Raw genomic sequence first — 18,987 nt, forward strand, 5'->3', positions numbered from 1 at the left:
TCGTAGGTGGGCAAGGTGGCTGTTCAGGCGGACAGCAACAGCCTCTGGCGCAGCACCGAGCGCTGCCGGCAGGCCTTGCCGAATGACTGGAAGATGGCCAGGTACTGCGGGTTGTCCATGACCTGGAACTCCGGGTGCCATTGCACGGCCAGGGCAAACCCCTTGCTGTTCTCGACCGAAATCGCTTCCACCAGGCCATCTGGTGCCAATGCTTCCACCCGTAGCCCCGGGGCCAGTACATCAATGCCCTGGCCGTGGATGGAATTGACGTCGAAGATCGCCGGCAAGCCCATGCGGTCGAGCAGGCCACCGGGTTCCACATGCATGGTGTGACGCGGGCCATACTGCTTTTCGATGGGCTCGCCCTTGCCTTCGCGGTGATCCATGTACACCCCAGCCTCGTGGACCTTCTGGTACAGGGTGCCACCCAACGCCACGTTCATTTCCTGAAAGCCACGGCAAATGCCAAGTACGGGCACACCGGCGGCGATGGCCGCACGCATCAGCGGCAACGTGGTGGCATCACGCAAAGGGTCATGATGGGTGCCTACCGCACTGGCCGGGCCGTTGTAGTGAAACGGCTCGATGTTGGACGGCGAACCGGTGAAGATCAGCCCATCCACCACGTCGAGAATATCGGCGCTGTCCATCAGGTCACCGAGGCTGGGGATCACGATGGGCAGCCCACACGCCGCTTTGGCGGCCGCGCGTGCGTACTTCTCGGCGATGGTCTGGGTGGCATGCTGCTCAATCATGCTGGTGCATGCGGTAATGCCAATAACGGGCACACGTGGCATATCTTCCTCCGGCAAATCGGTATTGCGCGTGGTATTCAAACGTTGAAAAAGCGTCTGTTCGGACCGCAGCAGTCAAAGGAACCAGCGGTATTCGCGGGCATCGATGTGGCGCATGAAGTCCAGTTGCTCCTGGTATTTGTTTTCGCAATAAACCATCACGAACTCACTGCCCAGGCCTTCGTTGACCACCGGGTGGTGACGCATGGCGGCCAGAGCGCTGAGGGCATCCTTGGGGAAGTCGATGCCGCTCTGGCGGTTGTCGTTCAACGGCGCAATGGGTTCCACGCCACGGTCCAGGCCATGCTCCATCCCGGTCAGGATGGCCGCCAGCACCAGATACGGGTTGGCATCGGCGCCCGCGAGGCGGTGCTCGATGCGCAGGTTGCGCGGGTCGGATTCCGGGATGCGAATGCACGCATCACGGTCCTCGAAGCCCCAGCTGGCCTTGCTCGCCGCGTTGACCATCGCGCCATAACGGCGGTAGGCATTGTGGTTGGGGGCAAAGATCGGCATGCAGTGCGGCAGCAGCTCCAGGCACCCTGCCACCGCATGACGCAGCTTGCGCTGCTCGGCACCGGCCAGGATGTTGTTGCCGGCGTCGTCGTACAGGCTGACATGCACATGCATGCCGCTGCCTGGCGCGTCCAGGTACGGCTTGCTCATGAAGCTGGCGCGGTAGCCGTGCTTCATCGCGATACCCCGGGTACTGCGGCAGAACAGCGCCGACCAGTCCGCCGCGCTCAGGGCATCGTCGCTGTGGGAGAAGTTGATTTCGAACTGGCCGGGGCCTAGCTCTGCGGTGATCACGTTCGCCGGCACGCCCTGCTCGTTGGCGCCATCGACCATCTCGTGCAGCACCGACGAGAAGCGCGACAGCCGCTCGATGTGCATGTTCGGTTGGTCGTCTTCGTCCCCGGTCGCCGTGTCGCGCGGGTACTGCGGCAGGCCGTTATCGAGCTTGCGGTCGAACAGGTAGAACTCCAGTTCGAACGCCACCACCGGGCGGATACCACGCTTGGCCAGGCGCTGAAGCACGCGAGCCAGCACTTCTCGGGGTTCGAACTCGATCGGCTTGGCAGTGCCGTCGGAGGTGATGAGCATCTGGGCGATCACTTCCTTTTCCCAGCGCACCGGCTTGAGGGTGCCCGGTACCAGGCGCCGCGCGGCATCCGGGTCGCCGTCGGCGAAGCAGTAGTCACCAATCGGGTAGAGCCCACCCTGGGTGCCCAGCAGCACGCAGTTCTGCGGCAGCTTCAAAGGCGCACCGGCTGCGACTTTCTCCAGCATGTCGATGGGGTAGCGCTTGCCATAGAAATGCCCGGGGATATCCAGTGCAATCAGGTCGACATAGCGTATTGCCGGGTGTTCTGCTCGGAACGAGCGCACTTCAGCCAGCAGATCCGGAAAGATGACACTCATCTTCTTATCCTTGTGAGGTGAACGAATTCAATTGAAGACCCAGAGCACACGGGTGGTCTTTTCCGTCAGGTTGGCGTAACGGAATTGCGCGTGGGGTTGCAGCTGGAAGCAGTCGTTGGCGTGCAGGGTCACGGCGTCACCCTGGTCCAGCCATACCGTGAGCTCGCCTTCGAGCACGAAACAGCCCTGCTCGGAACGATCGCTCAGGTAGTCCTCGCCACTGGTGGCGCCGGGCTCGAGATGGCTGTCGAGCATGGCGAACGCGCCGGCGATGGTCGGCGAGGCCAGCACGTCGGTAATGCCCGACTCCAGGTACAGCGTGCGCCGCTCATGGGGGCGCGTGACCCAGCCGATGCTGCGGGGCTTGCTCAGGTTGTAGAAGTACGCGGTGGATACGCCGAGCGCTTCGCTGATAGCGGTGAGGTCCGCCACGGTCGGGCGTGAAACACCGCGTTCGACCTGGGAGAGAAAACCGACAGAGCGGTTGATGCGCTCGGCCAGTTCACCCAAGGTCAGGTTCTTGAATTTGCGCAGGTCGTGAATAAGGATCGCGAGGGCTTCAACCTCTTCGTGCATCTTCATCGTTTCGGACTGCCGTGAAATTTTTATGTTTATTTTTCATGAAAAATTACACTAAAAATTTCACGAGTCAAGCTGCACGATGAAAAACCGCTGCCGCGAAAAGAGCGCTTGAGGTTCAGGCGCTTGAATTGAAGGCGCTGGCGCGGGTTTCTTTAAAGGTGCTCAGGGAGTAGCCTCGGCAATGAATTTTTCCAGCCCGGCCATTGCCAACGTCATGCCAAACGGTTTCCCTGAATTGCCCTCGCTTAATGCGCTACGCGTGTTTGAAGTGGTCGCCCGCCACCTTAACTTCCGCCTGGCCGCCGAAGAATTGGGCGTGACCCAGGCGGCAGTTGCACAACAGATACGCGGGCTGGAGGCAAGCCTGAACCTTCGCCTGTTCGAGCGCCTGCCCCGGGGCCTGGCACTGACCGATGCAGGGCTGGGTTACAGCGGCAGCATCCGCAGTGCCCTGGCCATGATCGATGAGGCGACACGCCTGCTGCGGCCACAATCAGCGCACCTTACGGTCAGCGTTACCCCGACCTTTGCCTCCAAATGGCTTATTCCCAGGCTGGGCAGTTTTGCGCAAAGCCACCCGGACATCGATTTACGTGTGCTGGCTACAGATCGACTGTCCCACTTCAACACCGATGGCGTGGATATCGCCGTCCGCTATGGCAAGCCCGAAATCGGCGCAGGCCTGAACAGCGAACTGTTGATGGAGGATCGCATCGTCGCAGTGGCCAGCCCTGCGTTGTTCGAGGGCAGCCAAGTCCCCGCCAGCTTCGAGCAACTGCAAGATTTCATCATGCTCCACGATGCCCATAACTTCTGGCCTCAGTTCCTTGCTGCAGTGTTTCCGCAACACGTGCAACCGACCGCCAAGAACCTGCGGTTCAATCAGACCTCATTGGCCATTGATGCGGCCATCAGTGGCCAGGGCATTGCGTTGGCCAGCCTGGCGTTCGTCAGTGATGACATCGTCGCCGGCAGGCTGATTCAAGTCTTCGCTCAGCAGCTCAGGCTCGACAAGTCGTTCTATCTGGTGTGGCCACGCAAGCTGCAGCAGCCTGAGTCGCTTGGCGTCGTGCAACACTGGCTGAAGCAACAGACAGGCAATAGTTAATCTACGGTTAGAGCAAAGTTTAGCGGTCACCGGTACCGGTGAGGCTGTTGATAAGGTCGACCGAAGCCGCACACCGCCCTGCCCCGTCTTGTCATTTGCCAGGGCTTAGGGCAGGGTCGATACCACGGACATCTCTGCCAAGGAGTCACCCCATGTCAACGCTCTACTCCAGTATTGATCCTGAGGGGCTGGTCGAGTACTCGGTGGTGTACACCGACCGCTCGCTCAATCACATGTCTCAGGCATTTCAAGGCGTGATGAAGAACATTTCCAAGACCCTGAAACAGGTCTATGGCGCCCAGGCTGTTGCGGTAGTGCCGGGCAGCGGTACATTCGGCATGGAAGCAGTTGCGCGCCAGTTTGCCACTGGCCAGCAATGCCTGGTGATACGCAACGGCTGGTTCAGTTATCGCTGGAGCCAAATCCTCGATACGGGCAACATCCCGGCGGCCACCACGGTGCTGAAAGCCCGACCGGTCGACACGGGGCGCCAGGCGGCCTACGCGCCACCGCCTCTGGAGCAAGTGCTGGCGGCAATTGAGGCGCACAAGCCTCAGATTGTCTTCGCGCCCCACGTTGAAACCTCATCAGGGATTATCCTGCCCGACGATTACCTGCGGGCCGTCGGCGATGCCGTGCATGCAGTAGGTGGCCTGTTCGTACTGGACTGCATCGCCTCCGGCACGATTTGGGTCGATATGCACAAGTGCGCGGTCGACCTGCTGATCAGCGCACCGCAAAAAGGCTGGAGCGCCTCACCTTGCTGCGCCTTGGTGATGTTCAGCGCGCTGGCCCTCGAACGCATCGAGCACACACAGAGCAGCAGCTTTGCCTGCGACCTGAAAAAGTGGCTTCAGATCATGCAGGCCTACGAGCAAGGTGGGCATGCGTACCATGCGACCATGCCCAGCGATTCGCTCGCACGGTTCAACGACGTGGTGAACGAGATGCAAGCCTACGGCTTCGACAAGGTCCGCGCGGAACAACAGGCGCTAGGTGATCGGGTGCGCGCCCTGTTGACTGGCAAAGGCATCAAGAGCGTGGCTGCATCGGGCTTTCAGGCACCGGGCGTCGTGGTGAGCTACACCGATGATGCCGATATCAAGAGCGGCAAGAAATTTGCCGATCACGGCCTGCAGATAGCCGCCGGCGTGCCGTTGCAATGTGACGAGCCAGCCGACTTCCAGACCTTCCGCATCGGCCTGTTCGGGCTCGAAAAGCTGCACAATATCGAGCGCACGGTCAGCACCCTTGAGCAGGCATTGGACGAAGTGATGAGAGGCTGAGCCAGTACCCTGGCTGCAGCACCTGCCATATGGGTGCCTGACCCGACCTTGGCCCTTCTGGGCCAAGTCTGCCAAACGGTCATGGCAGTTCGCCTCGAGGGGGCTATCGTTGCTTGTCTGGGCAACGACTACCGACCGAGGGCGGTGCCATGAACACGACTGATCTACTCGAACAGCTGCTGCGCGCCGGACAAGGCTCGCGAGCGCAACAAGGGAACGGCGGCCTGGCATCGCAAGACGGCCTGGGCGGCTTGCTGGGAGGGCTGCTTGGCGGCGGCAGTGCAACGGGTGGCGCTGGCGGTCTTGGTGGTTTACTGGGCGGGCTTTTGGGTGGCGGCAGCGCGCTTGGCTCTACCCAGGGCCGCTCTGCGGGTGGCACCAATTATGCCGCGCTGGCGTCGTTGGGCATGATGGCGTTCCAGGCCTATCAAAGCTGGCAACGCAGCCAGGCAGCCGCCCCGCAACAGGCCATGCGTACGGTCGATCAACTGTCGGGCGCCGAAGCCGAAGGCCATAGCCATGCGGTACTGCGCGCATTGATCGCGGCAGCCAAGGCTGACGGTCGCATCGACGAGCAAGAAGAACAGTTGATCTACGCCGAAATCAAACGCCACACCAGCGACCCGCAACTGCAGCAATGGCTGGATGAGGAGGTCAGCAAACCACTCGATGCAGCCGAGGTGGCACAGTCTGCCCAGGACCCCGCCATGGCTGCCGAAATGTACCTGGCTAGCGTGATGCTGGTGGATGACCAGCAGCCCGCAGAGCGGGCCTACCTGGACGAACTGGCCAGCGCACTGCAAATCGATCCGACGTTGCAGGTGCACCTGGAGCAACAGGCCAAGGGTAGTCAGTAACTACCCACCGTTGCCTCTATTTGCTGGCGAGAGACTGATTTGCCAGCGGGCAGCTCTGTGCGTTGAGAAAACGTGATGTTTTCAGCCAGTTCTGCTGCGGGTAATAGGCAAACACATAGCTACCGCGTTGCAACGTCTCGATCAGCTTGCCGGCAATGGCCGGCCGAACGGCAGGGCAGCCCTGGCTGCGCCCCAGGCGCCCGAGGCCGGGCACAACCTTGGGGTCGGCATACGCGGCGGCATGCATCACGATTGCCCGCGACATGCTGTTGTCGTTGAACCCCGGCTCCAACCCTTGCAGGCGCAGCGAGCGGCCATGCTTGCCGCTGTAGGTCTGGCCGGTTTCATACAGGCCGATGGAGGACTGGTAACTGTTCGGCGCGTTGGAGAACGTGGTCGGCACATCGGCGCCGCTGTTCTTGCCATGGGCGACCCACTCTTCGAACAGCAGTTTCCGGGCCCGCAGGTCGAACACCCACAGGCGTTTGTCACGCGAGGCCTTGGAGTAATCGATCACCGTCAGCAACTTGTTCGCGTCGTTGTGACTGGCGCATGAATAGGCAGTAAGGGCCAGGGCCAAGGTGGACAGGTTGGCGTTCGGCGCCAACTGCTGCAGCTCGGCAGCACTAGGCAGAGATTGCGCGTAGGCAGCAGGCCAGGCGCTCAAGAAAAACAGGCCAATACTGGCCACCGAGAGCCGGACGGCTCCGCGCAAAGGTTCAAACATCGACATAGGGTACCCTGTTGAAAACGTGTCTTATCTGCCTTGTTTGCAGCCAAAAACCGCTACTTTGCTTGATTTACTGAAGATTGCCGATCATTTCTTGACCAATGGTTTAGATTCTTCACTGCCCTCGGTGCTGATCACCGTGAATTGTCCATTGCTGCGGGTATCCCGAGTAGACGCCCAGTCGGTGATCACCAGCATCGTGCCAACGTCCATTGCCGCTCGTAGATGACGGCGAAATTCCGGGTTGATGTTCAATTGCCCCAATTGTTCATAAGGCGTATTTCCATACTCCGGGTTGCTCAAGCCCACCACTGACCAGCGTAAGGGTAGCCCGCCATCGAGTGCCAAGCTGGATGGCTTTTGCAACAGGGAATACACCGCCATGCCACTGCGATGCTGGCCGCTTTCAGCCGAAAGTGCCGGCGCCGAACCGATCAACTGGCCACCGCGGAACACGTAGGCCCGCAAGTCGGCGCGGCTGATCAGGATCGACAGTGGCCCAGCCGTCGGGTCTGGGTCGTTCCAGAACTGTTGGTTGTTCAATACCAGCGGGCCTTGGGCCTTGCCATCGCTGACCGTAGGCGCCAGCACGCCGGGGTGGTAGACCTCCACCGGCGCACTGTTGGTATCGGAAACGATGACAGTCGTCGAACTGAAACCGGTGACTTCGTACAGCTTCTTGGCAAAGTCCATCGGCAACCGGACACAACCATGCGAAGCGGGGTAGCCCGGCAGATGGCCAGCGTGCAAGGCAATGCCGTCCCACGTCAGGCGCTCCATATAGGGCATCGGCGCGCTGTTGTAGAGGCTGGATTTGTGCTCGACCTTCTTCTGCAGAATGCTGAATACCCCGGTGGGGGTTTCCCGGCCTGGCTTGCCGCTGCTCACGGTACTGACGCCAATGGCAATGCCATTGCGATAGACGTAGGCACGTTGCTCGGTAAGGCTCACCACCACGGTCACCGGCCCTACCGGCGAAACCTGCGGGTACCAGAGAAACTGGCCAGGCTTGAGGCTTTCGAGCTGGCTCCTCAGTGCGGCCGGGGTGGGCACCTGCAATGGGGCTGCTTCGACCAAGGCAGCGGCAAGTAACAGACCCAGTCCGAGCGATACATTCGACATCGAAAAGCCCCCATAGAATCCTGTTGGCAGATTAGTCCGAACATTCCCTTGAAAGCCACCCGTTCAGCGCGTCAGCTCAACCTGGTGAACAGGTAAGCATCCCCGCCTGGCGCGTGCGGTAACAACTTTGCACAAAAAATGTGCACAAAATACCCACTTCTCGGCGAGGCGTATCACGCAAAAATGCCGAATGAAGGCTATAGAAGGCTGGCCTCAACCGAACGCGTGGGTTGGTATGAATCTTGTGTGTATACAAATTCAATAATAAAAGTACACAACCATCATGGAGTCCCGATGGCGTCGATTTCAAGTTCCGATGTTGGTCAGCTTGATGTTCTCCCCGCCGATACGGCCGAGCCCAATCAGCTGGCGTTGAGCCCGCGTCTGTACAGTGCCGACCTTGCCCCGACCCGCGCGGCCAATCGCACCTGGGGGCGTTACAGCCTGTTCGCGCTGTGGACCAACGATGTGCATAACATCGCCAACTATTCCTTCGCCATCGGCCTGTTCGCCCTGGGCATGAGCGGTGCGCAGATCCTCGCCGCCTTCGCGCTTGGTGCGCTGGTGATCTACGGCCTGATGAACCTGTCGGGCTACATGGGCCAGAAGACCGGCCTGCCCTACCCCGTCATGTGCCGTATCAGCTTCGGCATTCATGGTGCGCAGATCCCGGCACTGATCCGCGCGGTGATCGCTATCGCCTGGTTCGGCATACAAACCTACCTCGCCTCGGTCGTGCTGCGCGTGCTGCTGACCGCCATCGCTCCAGACCTCAAAGCCTACGACCAGAATTCGATCCTCGGTCTGTCGACGCTGGGCTGGATCACCTTCTTAGGCATATGGTGCGTGCAGGTGGCGATTTTTGCCTACGGCATGGAGATGGTGCGCCGCTTCGAGTCCATCACCGGGCCGATCATTCTGGTCGCCTTTGCCTGCCTGGCGGGCTGGATGTACTGGCGCAGTGGCCTGTCGATTTCATGGTCCAGCGGCAACGCGCCAACCGGTTGGACTATGTGGCTGAAAGTGCTCGGTGCCGCCGCGCTGTGGGTCTCGCTGTACGGCACCATGATTCTCAACTTCTGCGATTTTACCCGTAACTGCCCAGACCGTCGCACCATCAGCGTGGGCAACTTCTGGGGCCTGCCGGTGAACATGCTCGGCTTCGCGCTGATCGCCGTGGTACTGGCCGGCGCGCAGTTCAGCATCGACGGCAAGCTGGTGCAGGGACCGACCGAAATCGTCGCCGCCATCCCCAACACCGCCGGCCTGGTGCTGGCCTGCCTGGCCTTCCTGATCGTCACCGTCGCGGTGAACATCATGGCCAACTTCGTCGCCCCGGCCTACGTGCTCGCCAACCTCGCGCCGAACCTGCTGAACTTCCGCCGCGCCGGCTTGCTCAGCGCCGCCATCGCGGTGCTGATCCTGCCTTGGCACCTGTATAACAGCCCGTCGGTGATCGTGTATTTCCTCGGCGGCCTGGGTGCCCTGCTCGGCCCACTGTACGGAATCATCGTCACCGACTACTACCTGGTTCGCCGCAGCCGGGTAAACCTGCCGCAGCTGTACAGCGAAAGTACAGAGGCTGCCTATCACTACAACCGTGGGGTCAACCTGCGCGCTGTAGCGGCGTTCATCCCGGCTGCGCTGATCGCCATCGTGCTGGCGCTGGTGCCGGCGTTCGATACGCTGTCGCAGTTTTCGTGGTTCTTTGGGGCAGGTTTGGGCGGGTTGATTCATTACGCCATTGCCGATCGCAGTGCCCGCTACACCGAAGTATCCGGCGAAGGCATCGCAGTGGATAGCGCGCAGCACTGACCGGATGCACGAAAAAGGCTCAACCTCATCAAGGACTCGCCTCGGCTGACAGATGTTTCGTTTTCTAAAGCCAACGCCTTACCTGTTTGCAGTATTGCGTGAACGCTCTGCCGAAACGACTGGCAAGGGCCCGTTCCTCCGGGCCGATCTGGAAGAGGTTCATATAGATTACGAAGCCCAGCACGCTTAGCAGTGCTGGCGGCCAGGCGAGAAAGATTGACCAAGCTATCAGGGCTGTGGCGAAGCCCAGGTACATGGGGTTGCGTGTATATGTGTAGATGCCCCCGGTGACCAATGCCGAAGCTGTTTCAGGCTTCAGCGGGTTCACCGTGGTGCGTGCGTGACGGAAGGAAAGCACGCCGGCCAGGCAAACAGCTACGCCTACTAGCAATACCACGAGCGCCAGGCCAATGCGCCATTCGGCAGTCACCGCCAAGGTTCCCGGTAAGTGTCGAGCCGCGAACCAGGCCAATAGACCGAACAGGGTTGCAACCAGGGGCGGAGGAATACGGTTGTCCATGATGAATTCCTAGTAGAGGCAAACTAACGACCAGACTGAGGGTTATAGCCACTTCAGGGTCAAGCACCCTGTGCACGATGGACGTCAGTTACGGCCAGTCGACTGATCAGGCCTGGGCGTTTAGGCTGGCGTTTTCATCCTGCACGGAAGCACCAATGACAGAGGTATACCAAGGAAGCTGCCTATGCACAGCGGTCAGTTACCTGCTACTCACCCCACCCAAGGCAGTGAGCCATTGCCATTGCAGCCAATGCCGTAAAGGTCATGGCGCCGCATTCGCTTCGTACGGCAGCGTGCCGCGCAATATGCTGCGAATACTACGCGGTGCTACCTACATCAAGACCTTCGCCTCTTCACCGACGGTAGTGCGCGAGTTTTGCGTCGCGTGCGGCTCAAGCTTGTTCTGGTCACGGTCCCAAGGTGATTTTGCCGACTGGGTTTCGATAGCCCTGGGCACACTTGATACCCCGTTCCTGCCCAAGAAGCAGAAACACGTTCACATCGATTCCGCGGCCCCCTGGTACTCACCCTGCAGCCTTGCCTGAAAAACACGGCTGCTCTACCCCACCAGCCCAGACAACTTCGTCAAGGTTTCAAGCACCCTGGTGCATGCAACTTTGCTGATCAGGCCCGGTCTGTATAATCCCGCGGCGTAGCGCCCATGCGGATGTCCATGGACCTGCTACGGGCACTCCGCCTTCATGATGCGTCACCATCAAAACCAACCGATAAGGAAATCACATGCGTACATTCAAACTGGTACTCGCAGCGCTGCCATTCTTTGTACTGGCCGGCTGCGGCAACGACGCCCTGGAAGGGACTTACGAAGCCACCACCACGGTGATGGGTTTCAAAAGCCCCAAGCAAAAGTGGGAGTTCTCCAAGGACTACATCATCGCCAATGGCAGCAAGGTCAAGGTCGAAGAGTGGGAGCGCAAGGATGATGTGGTCACGGCGCGCAACAAGGACGGGCTTGCACTGATCAATGTGCGCGTACTGGAGGGTGGCAAGCGCCTGGAAGCCGTCGGCGGCAGTGAAATGGCCAAGAACGAGTTCGTGCGGGTGGATTGACCCACCTGTCAGCTAGCGTTACAGGGGCCGCTTTTGCGGCCCAACTTGCTTAACTGGCCGGTAGCGCGGTACACCCGTCAACACTGGCGTCATCCACGGCATGGTCAAGACAATCCCCGATTGAGCAATCACGGCTAGGCACCTCGATGCCTGAACAACGGATGCTAGCGCTCACCGCACCTTCCGGAGATTCCGTTCGTTGACTGACTCACAGCACAACCCTACCTACGCAAAGCGGTTCGAAGCCGTGCTTGCCTACATCGACAGCCACCTTGAAGGCGACCTGTCGGTGAATGCCCTGAGCCGCATCGCCAACTTCTCGGCGTTTCACTTCCATCGGCAGTTCACGGCATACATGGGCATTCCGGTTTCGCGGTATGTGCAACTGATGAGGCTTCGACGCGCGGCGCACCAGCTGGTCGCCTCACCCGCAATGCCCGTCCTGGAAGCCGCATTCGGCGCCGGTTTCGAAAGCCCCGAAGCCTTTTCCAGAGCGTTCAAGCGTGCCTTTGGCATGGCGCCCAGCGTGTTCGCCAAGGCGCCGAACTGGCAGGCCTGGAGTGCGGTATTCGTTGTTCCACACCTTTCCAGGAGTATCACCATGCAGATCCGTATCGTGGATTTCGCCGAAACCCGCGTAGCCGCGCTCGAACACCGAGGACCACCCGGCCTGGTCGGCGAAAGCGTCGCGCGTTTTCGCCAATGGCGCATGCACAGCGGCCAGTCGCCGGTGGCCAGCAGCCGCACGTTCGGCATTCCCTACGACAACCCCGACACCACCCCGCCCGACGCTTTTCGCTTTGCCGTTTGCGGTGAGATTGATGAGGCTGTGCAGCCCAACGATTTCGCCGTGCATGAGCGGGTCATCCCGGCCGGGCGTTGCGCCGTGATCCGGCATATCGGCTCGCCTGACTACATCGGCGAAACCATCTACCCGCTTTATCGTGACTGGCTGCCATCGAGCAATGAAGAATTGCGCGACCATCCGTTGTTCTTCCAGTACCTGAGCGTGTACCCGGAAACGCCGCTGGAGCAGTGGCAAACGGATATCTACGTGCCGCTGAAGTAAGTGGGGCCTTGGGCAGCGGTCAACACCAATCATCACCGGCCCGGACGTATGTTTGGGCCAAGTTGGTGGGCTATGCCCGTTCCCCAAATCCACCCGGCGCCGGGCAACCGAGCCGGGTATCAGATACGTGCCCCAGAAGCCTCGATTTAGCTCGACTGACTTCCTCTGGGCGTTGAGGTGGCCGTTTGCCGAGCTTGGCTAACGACCAAAATCAGTCGCTTAAAAGTGTCCAGGAAAGCCAGGGCGACGCACGTCTAGTTACAACTTTGCCAGCAGCTGCTGGAGCTTCCTCATAGCGTCTCGGCCTGAATATGCTCGGCTCAACAAGTCGGTAGACATGGCTTTGTACATGTCCACCGCCTGGGCCGATGACGTCACGCTAGCAATGCCTACATGCAGATTGGGCAATTCGCCCAGTCGGTAGGGGCTGACTGCTACGTAGCTTGTGTTTTTCTGTTCGAAGATCTGGAAGGTGGCGCTTGGGAGCGCTTCGTCGATCAGATAGATGTTCGGATGATCGCTGTTCGATTCCACGATGCTGATCAGGTTTTCGATCTCTCGGCGGGCGAGCAAAGCCCGCTCCATACGAACACTGGGCGGTAAGTCCAAACGACCTACCAGGCCAATGTGCAAATAGCGCTCGATCTGGCGCAGACCGACGATGGACTTGACCTCGAATTTTTGGCGGAAGAAGGTGGATTTCCGCTCGTCCAGGATACTCAGTATCTGGTCTTCCATCGCTTCTTGAGCACCGCTGAAAACCCGAGGCCTGGCCTCGTAGAGCATCGTTTTGAACAGCTCAGAGTACTCAGGCGTTGTCAGGAGATAAGAGAACGGATCGAAGTAGGAGATGATGCTGCTGGACCTCGCTTCCAGCTGCCTCATGCGCTCGAAGTAACCCAGCGCATTGTCGAAGTACTCCGTGTCTGAACCCAGCAGGCTGGTCAGCGAGACCTTCAACAGCTCCGCCAACCGCTCCAGCGTTTCGAGCTTTACGATTTTGCCGAGTTCGAGGCGATAAACCGCAGCACGCGAGATGCCGAGCTTTTCTGCAACCTGATCGGCATTCAGCTGACGGCCAATTCGAAAAGCCCTGAGACGTTCGCCGATTGCTTGGTAATCAATCTGGTTCAATGAGAATCCTTATCATTATTGGATGAGTGCGCGTGTCCGACCAGATCGGCTTGACGAAGTCATGCTGCAAGTGTATCAATATTTAGACAGGTGAAGTTGTTCGTCTAAAAAATACAAAAAAAGGCCGGCTCATGTCTACTCAACTCCCCTCGCGCCGACCCGCGGCTGGGTATCTCAGCACACACTCCGCACCGTTTTGTAGCACTTCCTTGCCTGCTTGCTTGGCTTTGGTCCTAGGACCTGACAGCTAGGCAGTTTTTTCCTGCCCAACGCGTAATAACAACACTCTGATTGGAGCTTCGGTAATGAAGACCAGAATCGGCGCGCCCGTACTCGCCCTTTTTTTGACCCCAGCTGTCATGGCAGCTCAACCCCCAGCGTTCAGCGATACCTTCATTGGATATCGCTACAGCAGTCATTTCTCCGACCCAGGCAAAAAGAAAGACGTGGCTAAGCACATCGTCCAGCTCACCCATGTCAGCACCTACGCGCTAGGCCAGCAATTTGCGAACCTTGATGTGTTCAAGTCAGATCACAATGACCCCAAAAAGGACAGCGACAGTGGCGCCACCGAAATCTACCTGACTTATCGCAATCAACTGCAGTACCGCCGGATTTTCGATAAGCCCCTGGCCTTCGGCCCGGTCAAGGATGTCGCGCTGACCCTGGGTTTTGACTCGAATACAAAGAACAACGCATTCCAGTCACGCAAGCGAATGGTGGTGATCGGTCCAACCCTCAAATTTGCGCTGCCGGCGGGTTTTCTCGACCTGAGCCTGTATTACGCACGGGAATGGAACCACTGCGGCCTAGACAGCTGTGACCTACCCGGGAACCACTCATCGATGCTGTTCGACCCCTTCTACCAACTGAACCTGACATGGGGTGTCCCGTTCACGGTTGGCAGTGTGCCGATGAAATTCCAGGGCTTCTACAGCTACAACACTGAAAAGGGTGATGACTACCGCAACAACCCCACCGCAGATGAGCAACTGATGCGTACCTCTTTGATGGTCGACGCAGGTCAGCTCGTCGGGGCCAAGAAGAACGTGTTCTGGGTTGGGCCCGGATACGAGTATTGGCGGAACAAATTCGGCAACCGCACGGGCGATGGGATTGATGTCGATGCACTTTCCATCAACCTCGAATGGCACCTTTAGTGCATTCGCTGTTTCGGGCTTTTCGTGAAATCTAAATATTTAGACAAAAGCCGGCGCTAGCAGTAACCTGTGGTCAGCCCTTGAGGTGCCAGCAGGTGGCGGGTCTGGCGAGTCCCTCTGTCAGGTCGTCTAAAAAACTATACAAAAACAAGAGGTAAAGCATGATGGCTTCGTCCGACATGGTTCAAAAAAAGGATGCGTCACCGCGCAAGGCTTTGATAGCCAGTGTGACGGGTTATGCAATGGACGGCTTCGACTTACTGATTCTCGGGTTTATGCTGCCTGCGATTACGATCGGCCTTGCGCTGACATCATCGGAGGCCGGCTCGCTGGTGACTTGGACGTTATTGGGAGCTGTGGCAGGCGGGCTGATATTTGGCCAATTGAGCGATCGCTATGGCCGGGTTCGAATGCTGACCCTGTGCATCCTGACCTTCTCCATCTTCACGGGTCTCTGCGCAATCGCTCAGGGCTATTGGGATCTGTTGATCTACAGGACCCTCGCCGGTTTCGGTTTGGGTGGTGAGTTCGGTATCGGCATGGCGCTGATCGCCGAGACCTGGCCGGCACACCGGCGCAACCGAGCCTCCTCTTATGTGGGTATGGGATGGCAAGCCGGTGTTCTTGCGGCGGCTCTTCTCACACCATTGCTTCTGCCTTACATCGGCTGGCGTGGCATGTTCCTGGTCGGCTTGCTGCCTGCTTTCGTTTCTTTGATTGTCCGTCACACGATGAGTGAGCCGGCTGAGTTCGTGAAGGCTGCAGCTGATCCTGTTCCGTTTGCTCGGCGATTCACTGACCTTTTCAAAGACCGGCAGACCACCAAGGCCAGTGTTGGGGTGATGGTCCTGACTTCTGTGCAGAACTTTGGGTACTACGGCCTGATGATCTGGATGCCCAGCTACTTGTCCAAGAAATTCGGCTTTTCGCTCATGGCATCTGGTACTTGGACTGCAGTCACTGTGCTGGGCATGGCATTCGGGATTTGGCTGTTCGGCCAACTGGCGGATCGCTTTGGCCGCAAGAAGATGTTCCTGCTCTACCAAGCAGGCGCAGCGATCATGGTCATTGCTTATGCCAACCTTGATAACCCGACCGTCATGCTGTTCGCCGGCGCGATCATGGGGATTTTTGTGAACGGTATGATCGGCGGTTATGGGGCGTTGATCTCTGATCTCTACCCGGCGCAGATACGCGCCACGGCCCAGAACGTGCTGTTCAACATTGGCCGTGCTGCGGGCGGGTTCGGTCCATTAGTTGTGGGGGCGGTAGCACTTCATTACTCCTTCACTGCCGCGATCATGTTGCTCTCGTCGCTTTACGTCGTGGCGATGGCCGCTACGGTCTTTCTGCTTCCTGCCTGTCAGAGCGAACAGCTGAAAAAGGCTCAGCCGGCTTAATCATCGAAGCCGGCTATCAGCCTGCCTCGCCTGATTCGTATCAAAAATTAGACAGAATAAATCGACTGCGGTAGATTAAACTCACGCAATCCTTGAAACACCGAGTTACCCGCCGCCTCAACACTGAGGCGGCAATTTCTTTTGACCATGCTGTATAAAAAATTAGACAAATGCGAGGCCACCCACAATGAACGTGATTTCCGGTTGCTGCCAGGCCACTGCCATCACCCCCCCTAACGACACGTTGGCGGTCGTCATCTCCAACGAATGGGTCAACGATGAGTACAAGCGCCTAGTGCTTCAAGCCGACGGTGCTGCATGCCAGTCGCTGCCGGGGCAGTTCTTCAACCTGCTGTGCCCAAACGAAGGCGACAACAAACCGTACTTCCGCCGGCCAATGAGCACCTACAAGGCCGACCCCAGCAAGGGTCAGGTCGAATTCTTGTACAAGGTGACCGGCAAAGGCACCTACGGCCTGGAAACACTCCGCGAAGCGCAAACGTTGGAGATTCTGGGCCCACTGGGTAAGGGATTTGACCTGGACTCTTCCTGGGATCACATGATCATCGTGGCTCGCGGTGTCGGCTTGGCAACGCTCGCACCACTGGCGGAAGCTGCGCATCAGCTGGGTATCCGACTGACCGCCGTGCTGAGTGCCCGCAGCGAAAAAAGCCTGCTTTCGCGTGAGCGATTCGCCTCGCTCGGCGCCGACGTACAGGTAGTCCTGGACGAAGACGGCAGCAGTGCACCAGACCAACTGGAGCACCTGCTCAGACAAATCATCGCTCGTGAAAAGACCAGCGCGCTCTTTACCTGCGGCTCGAAGCGGCTGACCCGTCTGCTGAAAAAGCTCAGCGCAGAGCTTGGCCTGGTAGGCCAAGTGGCACTTGAGCAGCAAATGGTGTGTGGCCTAGGGATGTGCCAGTGCTGCGTCGAAGTATTCGAAGTCGACGGGCTCAGGGTGGGTAAGCGGGTATGCCTTGAAGGCCCTGTATTTGACCTGGCGGAGGTGGTGTGATGATCGATCTCAGCGTACAAGTGGGCGGACTGCGCCTGAAAAACCCGGTAATGCCAGCCTCGGGTACCTTCGCAGAGGAGCTGATCCACCTGCTGGATTTCAACCAGCTTGGCGCCTTGGTCACCAAGACCATCACTTCGGATAAGCGAACCGGAAACCCGATGCCACGCGTTTGTGAGCTGGCGGACGGGATGATGAACGCGATCGGTATCCCAAGTAAGGGTGCAGATCTGTTCATCGACAAGGTCGTTCCCTTCTACCGGAATTTCGATTCACCGCTGATCGTGAGCATCTCGGCGCCAACGGCTCAAGGCTTCGCCGAGCTGGCTGCCCGGCTGAGTGACGTGCCGGGTGTGGCGGGTATCGAAGCCAACATTTCCTGCCCCAACCTGGAAGCCCACGGCCAGTCGTTTGGCATGCAGGCCGAAAGTACACGTAATGTTGTCGCACTGATGCGGCAGGCCACCTCCCTCCCCCTGTGGGTCAAACTGACCCCTAATGCTGGTGAAGTCGTACCGGTTGCCCTGGCTGCGCAAGACTCCGGTGCTGATGCCGTAGTGGTCGGTAACACGCTGCTCGGGCTCTCCATCGACATCGAGCGTGGTCGTGCAAGGCTCGGGAATTTCATGGGTGGTATCTCAGGTGCCGCTATTCGACCGCTGATGGTGCGTCTGACCTATCAGTGCGCCCAGGCTCTGGAAATCCCAATCATTGGTTGCGGTGGTATTTCCACGGCCGATGATGCCCTGGAGTTCATCTATGCCGGTGCATCGGCTGTTCAGGTGGGTACGGCCACCTTCCTTCACCCCAAGACCATGAACACGATGGTGGGTGAGTTGGCGGCCTTCTGTGAGCGTAAAGGTGTTTCTTCTATTAGTTCGCTGATCGGGGCTCTGGATGACTCGCCTGCAGAACCCTTCGGAGCCCTGCCATGACTGCCCAATGGCGTGAGCAGGCCGAAAAGCTGTTCAACGATGTCGCATCACTGTCTCGTGATCCCCACGAAGGCATCACTCGTGAAAGCTACGGCCCGGGCGAAAACGACACCATCGCTTACCTGAGCGATTTCGCTTTGACGCATGGTCTTGATGTGGTGCCTGACCGCGCTGGCAACGTGATCTTCAAACGCAAGAGCGACAATGGTGAGCCTGCTTTGTGGTATGGCTCGCACCTTGATTCCGTCCCGCAAGGTGGTAATTACGATGGGCTGGCCGGCGTTGTGGCGGGTCTGCTTTGCCTGTGCCGAATGGACCAGGAAAAAGTAGAGACGGCGCGACCCATTCGTGTAATCGGCTTGCGAGGCGAGGAAAGCGCCTGGTACGGCAAGTCGTACATCGGATCACGAGCGCTGTTTGGTGGGCTGACTGATCAGGACCTTTGCCTTACCAACCGCTTTAGCAAGCGCACGCTTGCTGAAGCCATGGAGGCGGTGGGCGCAGACCTTGAGGCAATTCGTCGCCAAGAGTGGCTTATCGATCGCTCGCAATTTGCCGGCTACCTTGAAATCCACATTGAGCAAGCCGAGTCGTTGGAACGTATGGGGCAAGCTCTGGGCATCGTTCCCGGCATTCGCGGAAATTTCCGTCATAACCAAGTCCGTTGCCTAGGTGAAGACGGCCACTCGGGGGCCGTCGCGCGCGAAGACCGCCACGACGCCGTATTTGCCGTGAGTGAGCTCGTTGCTCGAATTGACGAGCTGTGGAGTGAATACGTCGCGGCGGAGCGCGACCTGGTGGTTACCGTTGGTACCTTGGGTACAAATGCTGCCCACCACGCTGTCTCGCGTATCCCGGGCGAAGTCAGCTTCAGCCTCGAAATGCGCAGCCTGCATCATGACACGCTCAAGGCGTTTTACTCGGCTGCGCTGGCCGAGGCCAAATCAATCGAGACGTCTCGCCA

General features: G+C 58.8%; 19 protein-coding genes. 12 read left to right on the forward strand and 7 right to left on the reverse strand.

The features are described 5' to 3' along the window. Window positions 1–23: 23 nt before the first annotated feature. The 3 genes from APH35_RS20680 to APH35_RS20690 all read right to left on the reverse strand — a co-directional run bounded on the left by APH35_RS20680 (window position 24) and on the right by APH35_RS20690 (window position 2,798). Window positions 24–797 (reverse strand): gamma-glutamyl-gamma-aminobutyrate hydrolase family protein, encoded by a 774-nt coding sequence (locus tag APH35_RS20680; RefSeq protein WP_060515363.1) that lies wholly within the window; start codon window positions 795–797, stop codon window positions 24–26. A gap of 72 nt (window positions 798–869) precedes the next feature. After that, on the reverse strand, window positions 870–2,216 hold the full coding sequence (locus tag APH35_RS20685) for a glutamine synthetase family protein (protein WP_060493927.1): 1,347 nt from the start codon (window positions 2,214–2,216) through the stop codon (window positions 870–872). Window positions 2,217–2,243: 27 nt separating this feature from the next. Next, complete coding sequence (locus APH35_RS20690) at window positions 2,244–2,798, reverse strand: helix-turn-helix domain-containing protein (protein ID WP_012271446.1); 555 nt, start codon at window positions 2,796–2,798, stop codon at window positions 2,244–2,246. Between the two features lie 214 nt (window positions 2,799–3,012). On the opposite strand from APH35_RS20690, the gene APH35_RS20695 reads away from it, so the two are divergent. From APH35_RS20695 to APH35_RS20705, 3 genes are all read left to right on the forward strand, one after another. Then, window positions 3,013–3,906 (forward strand): LysR substrate-binding domain-containing protein, encoded by an 894-nt coding sequence (locus APH35_RS20695; RefSeq protein WP_049773292.1) that lies wholly within the window; start codon window positions 3,013–3,015, stop codon window positions 3,904–3,906. Window positions 3,907–4,058: 152 nt separating this feature from the next. Further along, window positions 4,059–5,192: an aminotransferase class V-fold PLP-dependent enzyme gene (locus APH35_RS20700; protein ID WP_060515364.1), complete on the forward strand. Its 1,134-nt coding sequence runs from the start codon at window positions 4,059–4,061 to the stop codon at window positions 5,190–5,192. Window positions 5,193–5,341: 149 nt separating this feature from the next. After that, window positions 5,342–6,049 carry a tellurite resistance TerB family protein gene (locus tag APH35_RS20705; protein ID WP_060515365.1) on the forward strand — a complete coding sequence of 236 codons (708 nt, stop codon included), beginning with the start codon at window positions 5,342–5,344 and terminating at the stop codon, window positions 6,047–6,049. Window positions 6,050–6,065: 16 nt separating this feature from the next. Here the strand turns inward: APH35_RS20705 and APH35_RS20710 are convergent, their stop codons facing one another. Together APH35_RS20710 and APH35_RS20715 are read right to left on the reverse strand one after the other, a co-directional pair. Then, window positions 6,066–6,782, reverse strand: a complete 717-nt coding sequence (locus APH35_RS20710; RefSeq protein WP_060515366.1) for a murein L,D-transpeptidase catalytic domain family protein — start codon at window positions 6,780–6,782, stop codon at window positions 6,066–6,068. A gap of 84 nt (window positions 6,783–6,866) precedes the next feature. Continuing rightward, the gene (locus APH35_RS20715; RefSeq protein WP_012271441.1) at window positions 6,867–7,901 is read right to left on the reverse strand and encodes a L,D-transpeptidase; all 1,035 of its coding nucleotides are present in this window, start codon (window positions 7,899–7,901) and stop codon (window positions 6,867–6,869) included. Window positions 7,902–8,195: 294 nt separating this feature from the next. Here APH35_RS20715 and APH35_RS20720 point away from each other — a divergent pair, with 294 nt between their 5' ends. Then, complete coding sequence (locus tag APH35_RS20720) at window positions 8,196–9,716, forward strand: NCS1 family nucleobase:cation symporter-1 (protein ID WP_060515367.1); 1,521 nt, start codon at window positions 8,196–8,198, stop codon at window positions 9,714–9,716. Between the two features lie 64 nt (window positions 9,717–9,780). Here the strand turns inward: APH35_RS20720 and APH35_RS20725 are convergent, their stop codons facing one another. Then, complete coding sequence (locus APH35_RS20725; RefSeq protein WP_060515368.1) at window positions 9,781–10,236, reverse strand: methyltransferase family protein; 456 nt, start codon at window positions 10,234–10,236, stop codon at window positions 9,781–9,783. Window positions 10,237–10,391: 155 nt separating this feature from the next. Here APH35_RS20725 and APH35_RS28495 point away from each other — a divergent pair, with 155 nt between their 5' ends. The 3 genes from APH35_RS28495 to APH35_RS20735 all read left to right on the forward strand — a co-directional run bounded on the left by APH35_RS28495 (window position 10,392) and on the right by APH35_RS20735 (window position 12,376). After that, on the forward strand, window positions 10,392–10,781 hold the full coding sequence (locus tag APH35_RS28495; RefSeq protein WP_071984316.1) for a GFA family protein: 390 nt from the start codon (window positions 10,392–10,394) through the stop codon (window positions 10,779–10,781). A gap of 196 nt (window positions 10,782–10,977) precedes the next feature. Further along, window positions 10,978–11,307 carry a hypothetical protein gene (locus tag APH35_RS20730; protein WP_012271437.1) on the forward strand — a complete coding sequence of 110 codons (330 nt, stop codon included), beginning with the start codon at window positions 10,978–10,980 and terminating at the stop codon, window positions 11,305–11,307. 199 nt (window positions 11,308–11,506) lie between these two features. Continuing rightward, window positions 11,507–12,376, forward strand: a complete 870-nt coding sequence (locus APH35_RS20735) for an AraC family transcriptional regulator (protein ID WP_012271436.1) — start codon at window positions 11,507–11,509, stop codon at window positions 12,374–12,376. Between the two features lie 258 nt (window positions 12,377–12,634). Here APH35_RS20735 and APH35_RS20740 read toward each other — a convergent pair whose 3' ends face one another. Beyond that, a complete protein-coding gene (locus tag APH35_RS20740; protein WP_012271435.1) occupies window positions 12,635–13,510 on the reverse strand; it encodes a helix-turn-helix domain-containing protein in 876 nt (291 codons plus the stop codon). Between the two features lie 305 nt (window positions 13,511–13,815). Between APH35_RS20740 and APH35_RS20745 the strand changes: the two genes are divergently transcribed. From APH35_RS20745 to APH35_RS20765, 5 genes are all read left to right on the forward strand, one after another. After that, window positions 13,816–14,670, forward strand: coding sequence for a hypothetical protein (locus APH35_RS20745; RefSeq protein WP_060515369.1), 855 nt, complete (start codon window positions 13,816–13,818; stop codon window positions 14,668–14,670). Between the two features lie 161 nt (window positions 14,671–14,831). Further along, window positions 14,832–16,070 (forward strand): MFS transporter, encoded by a 1,239-nt coding sequence (locus APH35_RS20750; RefSeq protein WP_012271433.1) that lies wholly within the window; start codon window positions 14,832–14,834, stop codon window positions 16,068–16,070. Window positions 16,071–16,257: 187 nt separating this feature from the next. Next, on the forward strand, window positions 16,258–17,088 hold the full coding sequence (locus APH35_RS20755) for a dihydroorotate dehydrogenase electron transfer subunit (RefSeq protein WP_012271432.1): 831 nt from the start codon (window positions 16,258–16,260) through the stop codon (window positions 17,086–17,088). Then, window positions 17,088–18,023 (forward strand): dihydroorotate dehydrogenase, encoded by a 936-nt coding sequence (locus APH35_RS20760; protein ID WP_012271431.1) that lies wholly within the window; start codon window positions 17,088–17,090, stop codon window positions 18,021–18,023. The genes APH35_RS20755 and APH35_RS20760 overlap by 1 nt, the downstream gene beginning before the upstream one ends. Then, the coding region (locus APH35_RS20765) for a M20/M25/M40 family metallo-hydrolase (protein WP_060515370.1) at window positions 18,020–18,987 on the forward strand (968 nt) is incomplete at its 3' end. The genes APH35_RS20760 and APH35_RS20765, both read left to right, overlap by 4 nt.

Origin of the sequence: Pseudomonas sp. NBRC 111132 (genome assembly GCF_001320565.1) — a bacterium.
Lineage (GTDB): Bacteria > Pseudomonadota > Gammaproteobacteria > Pseudomonadales > Pseudomonadaceae > Aquipseudomonas > Aquipseudomonas putida_P.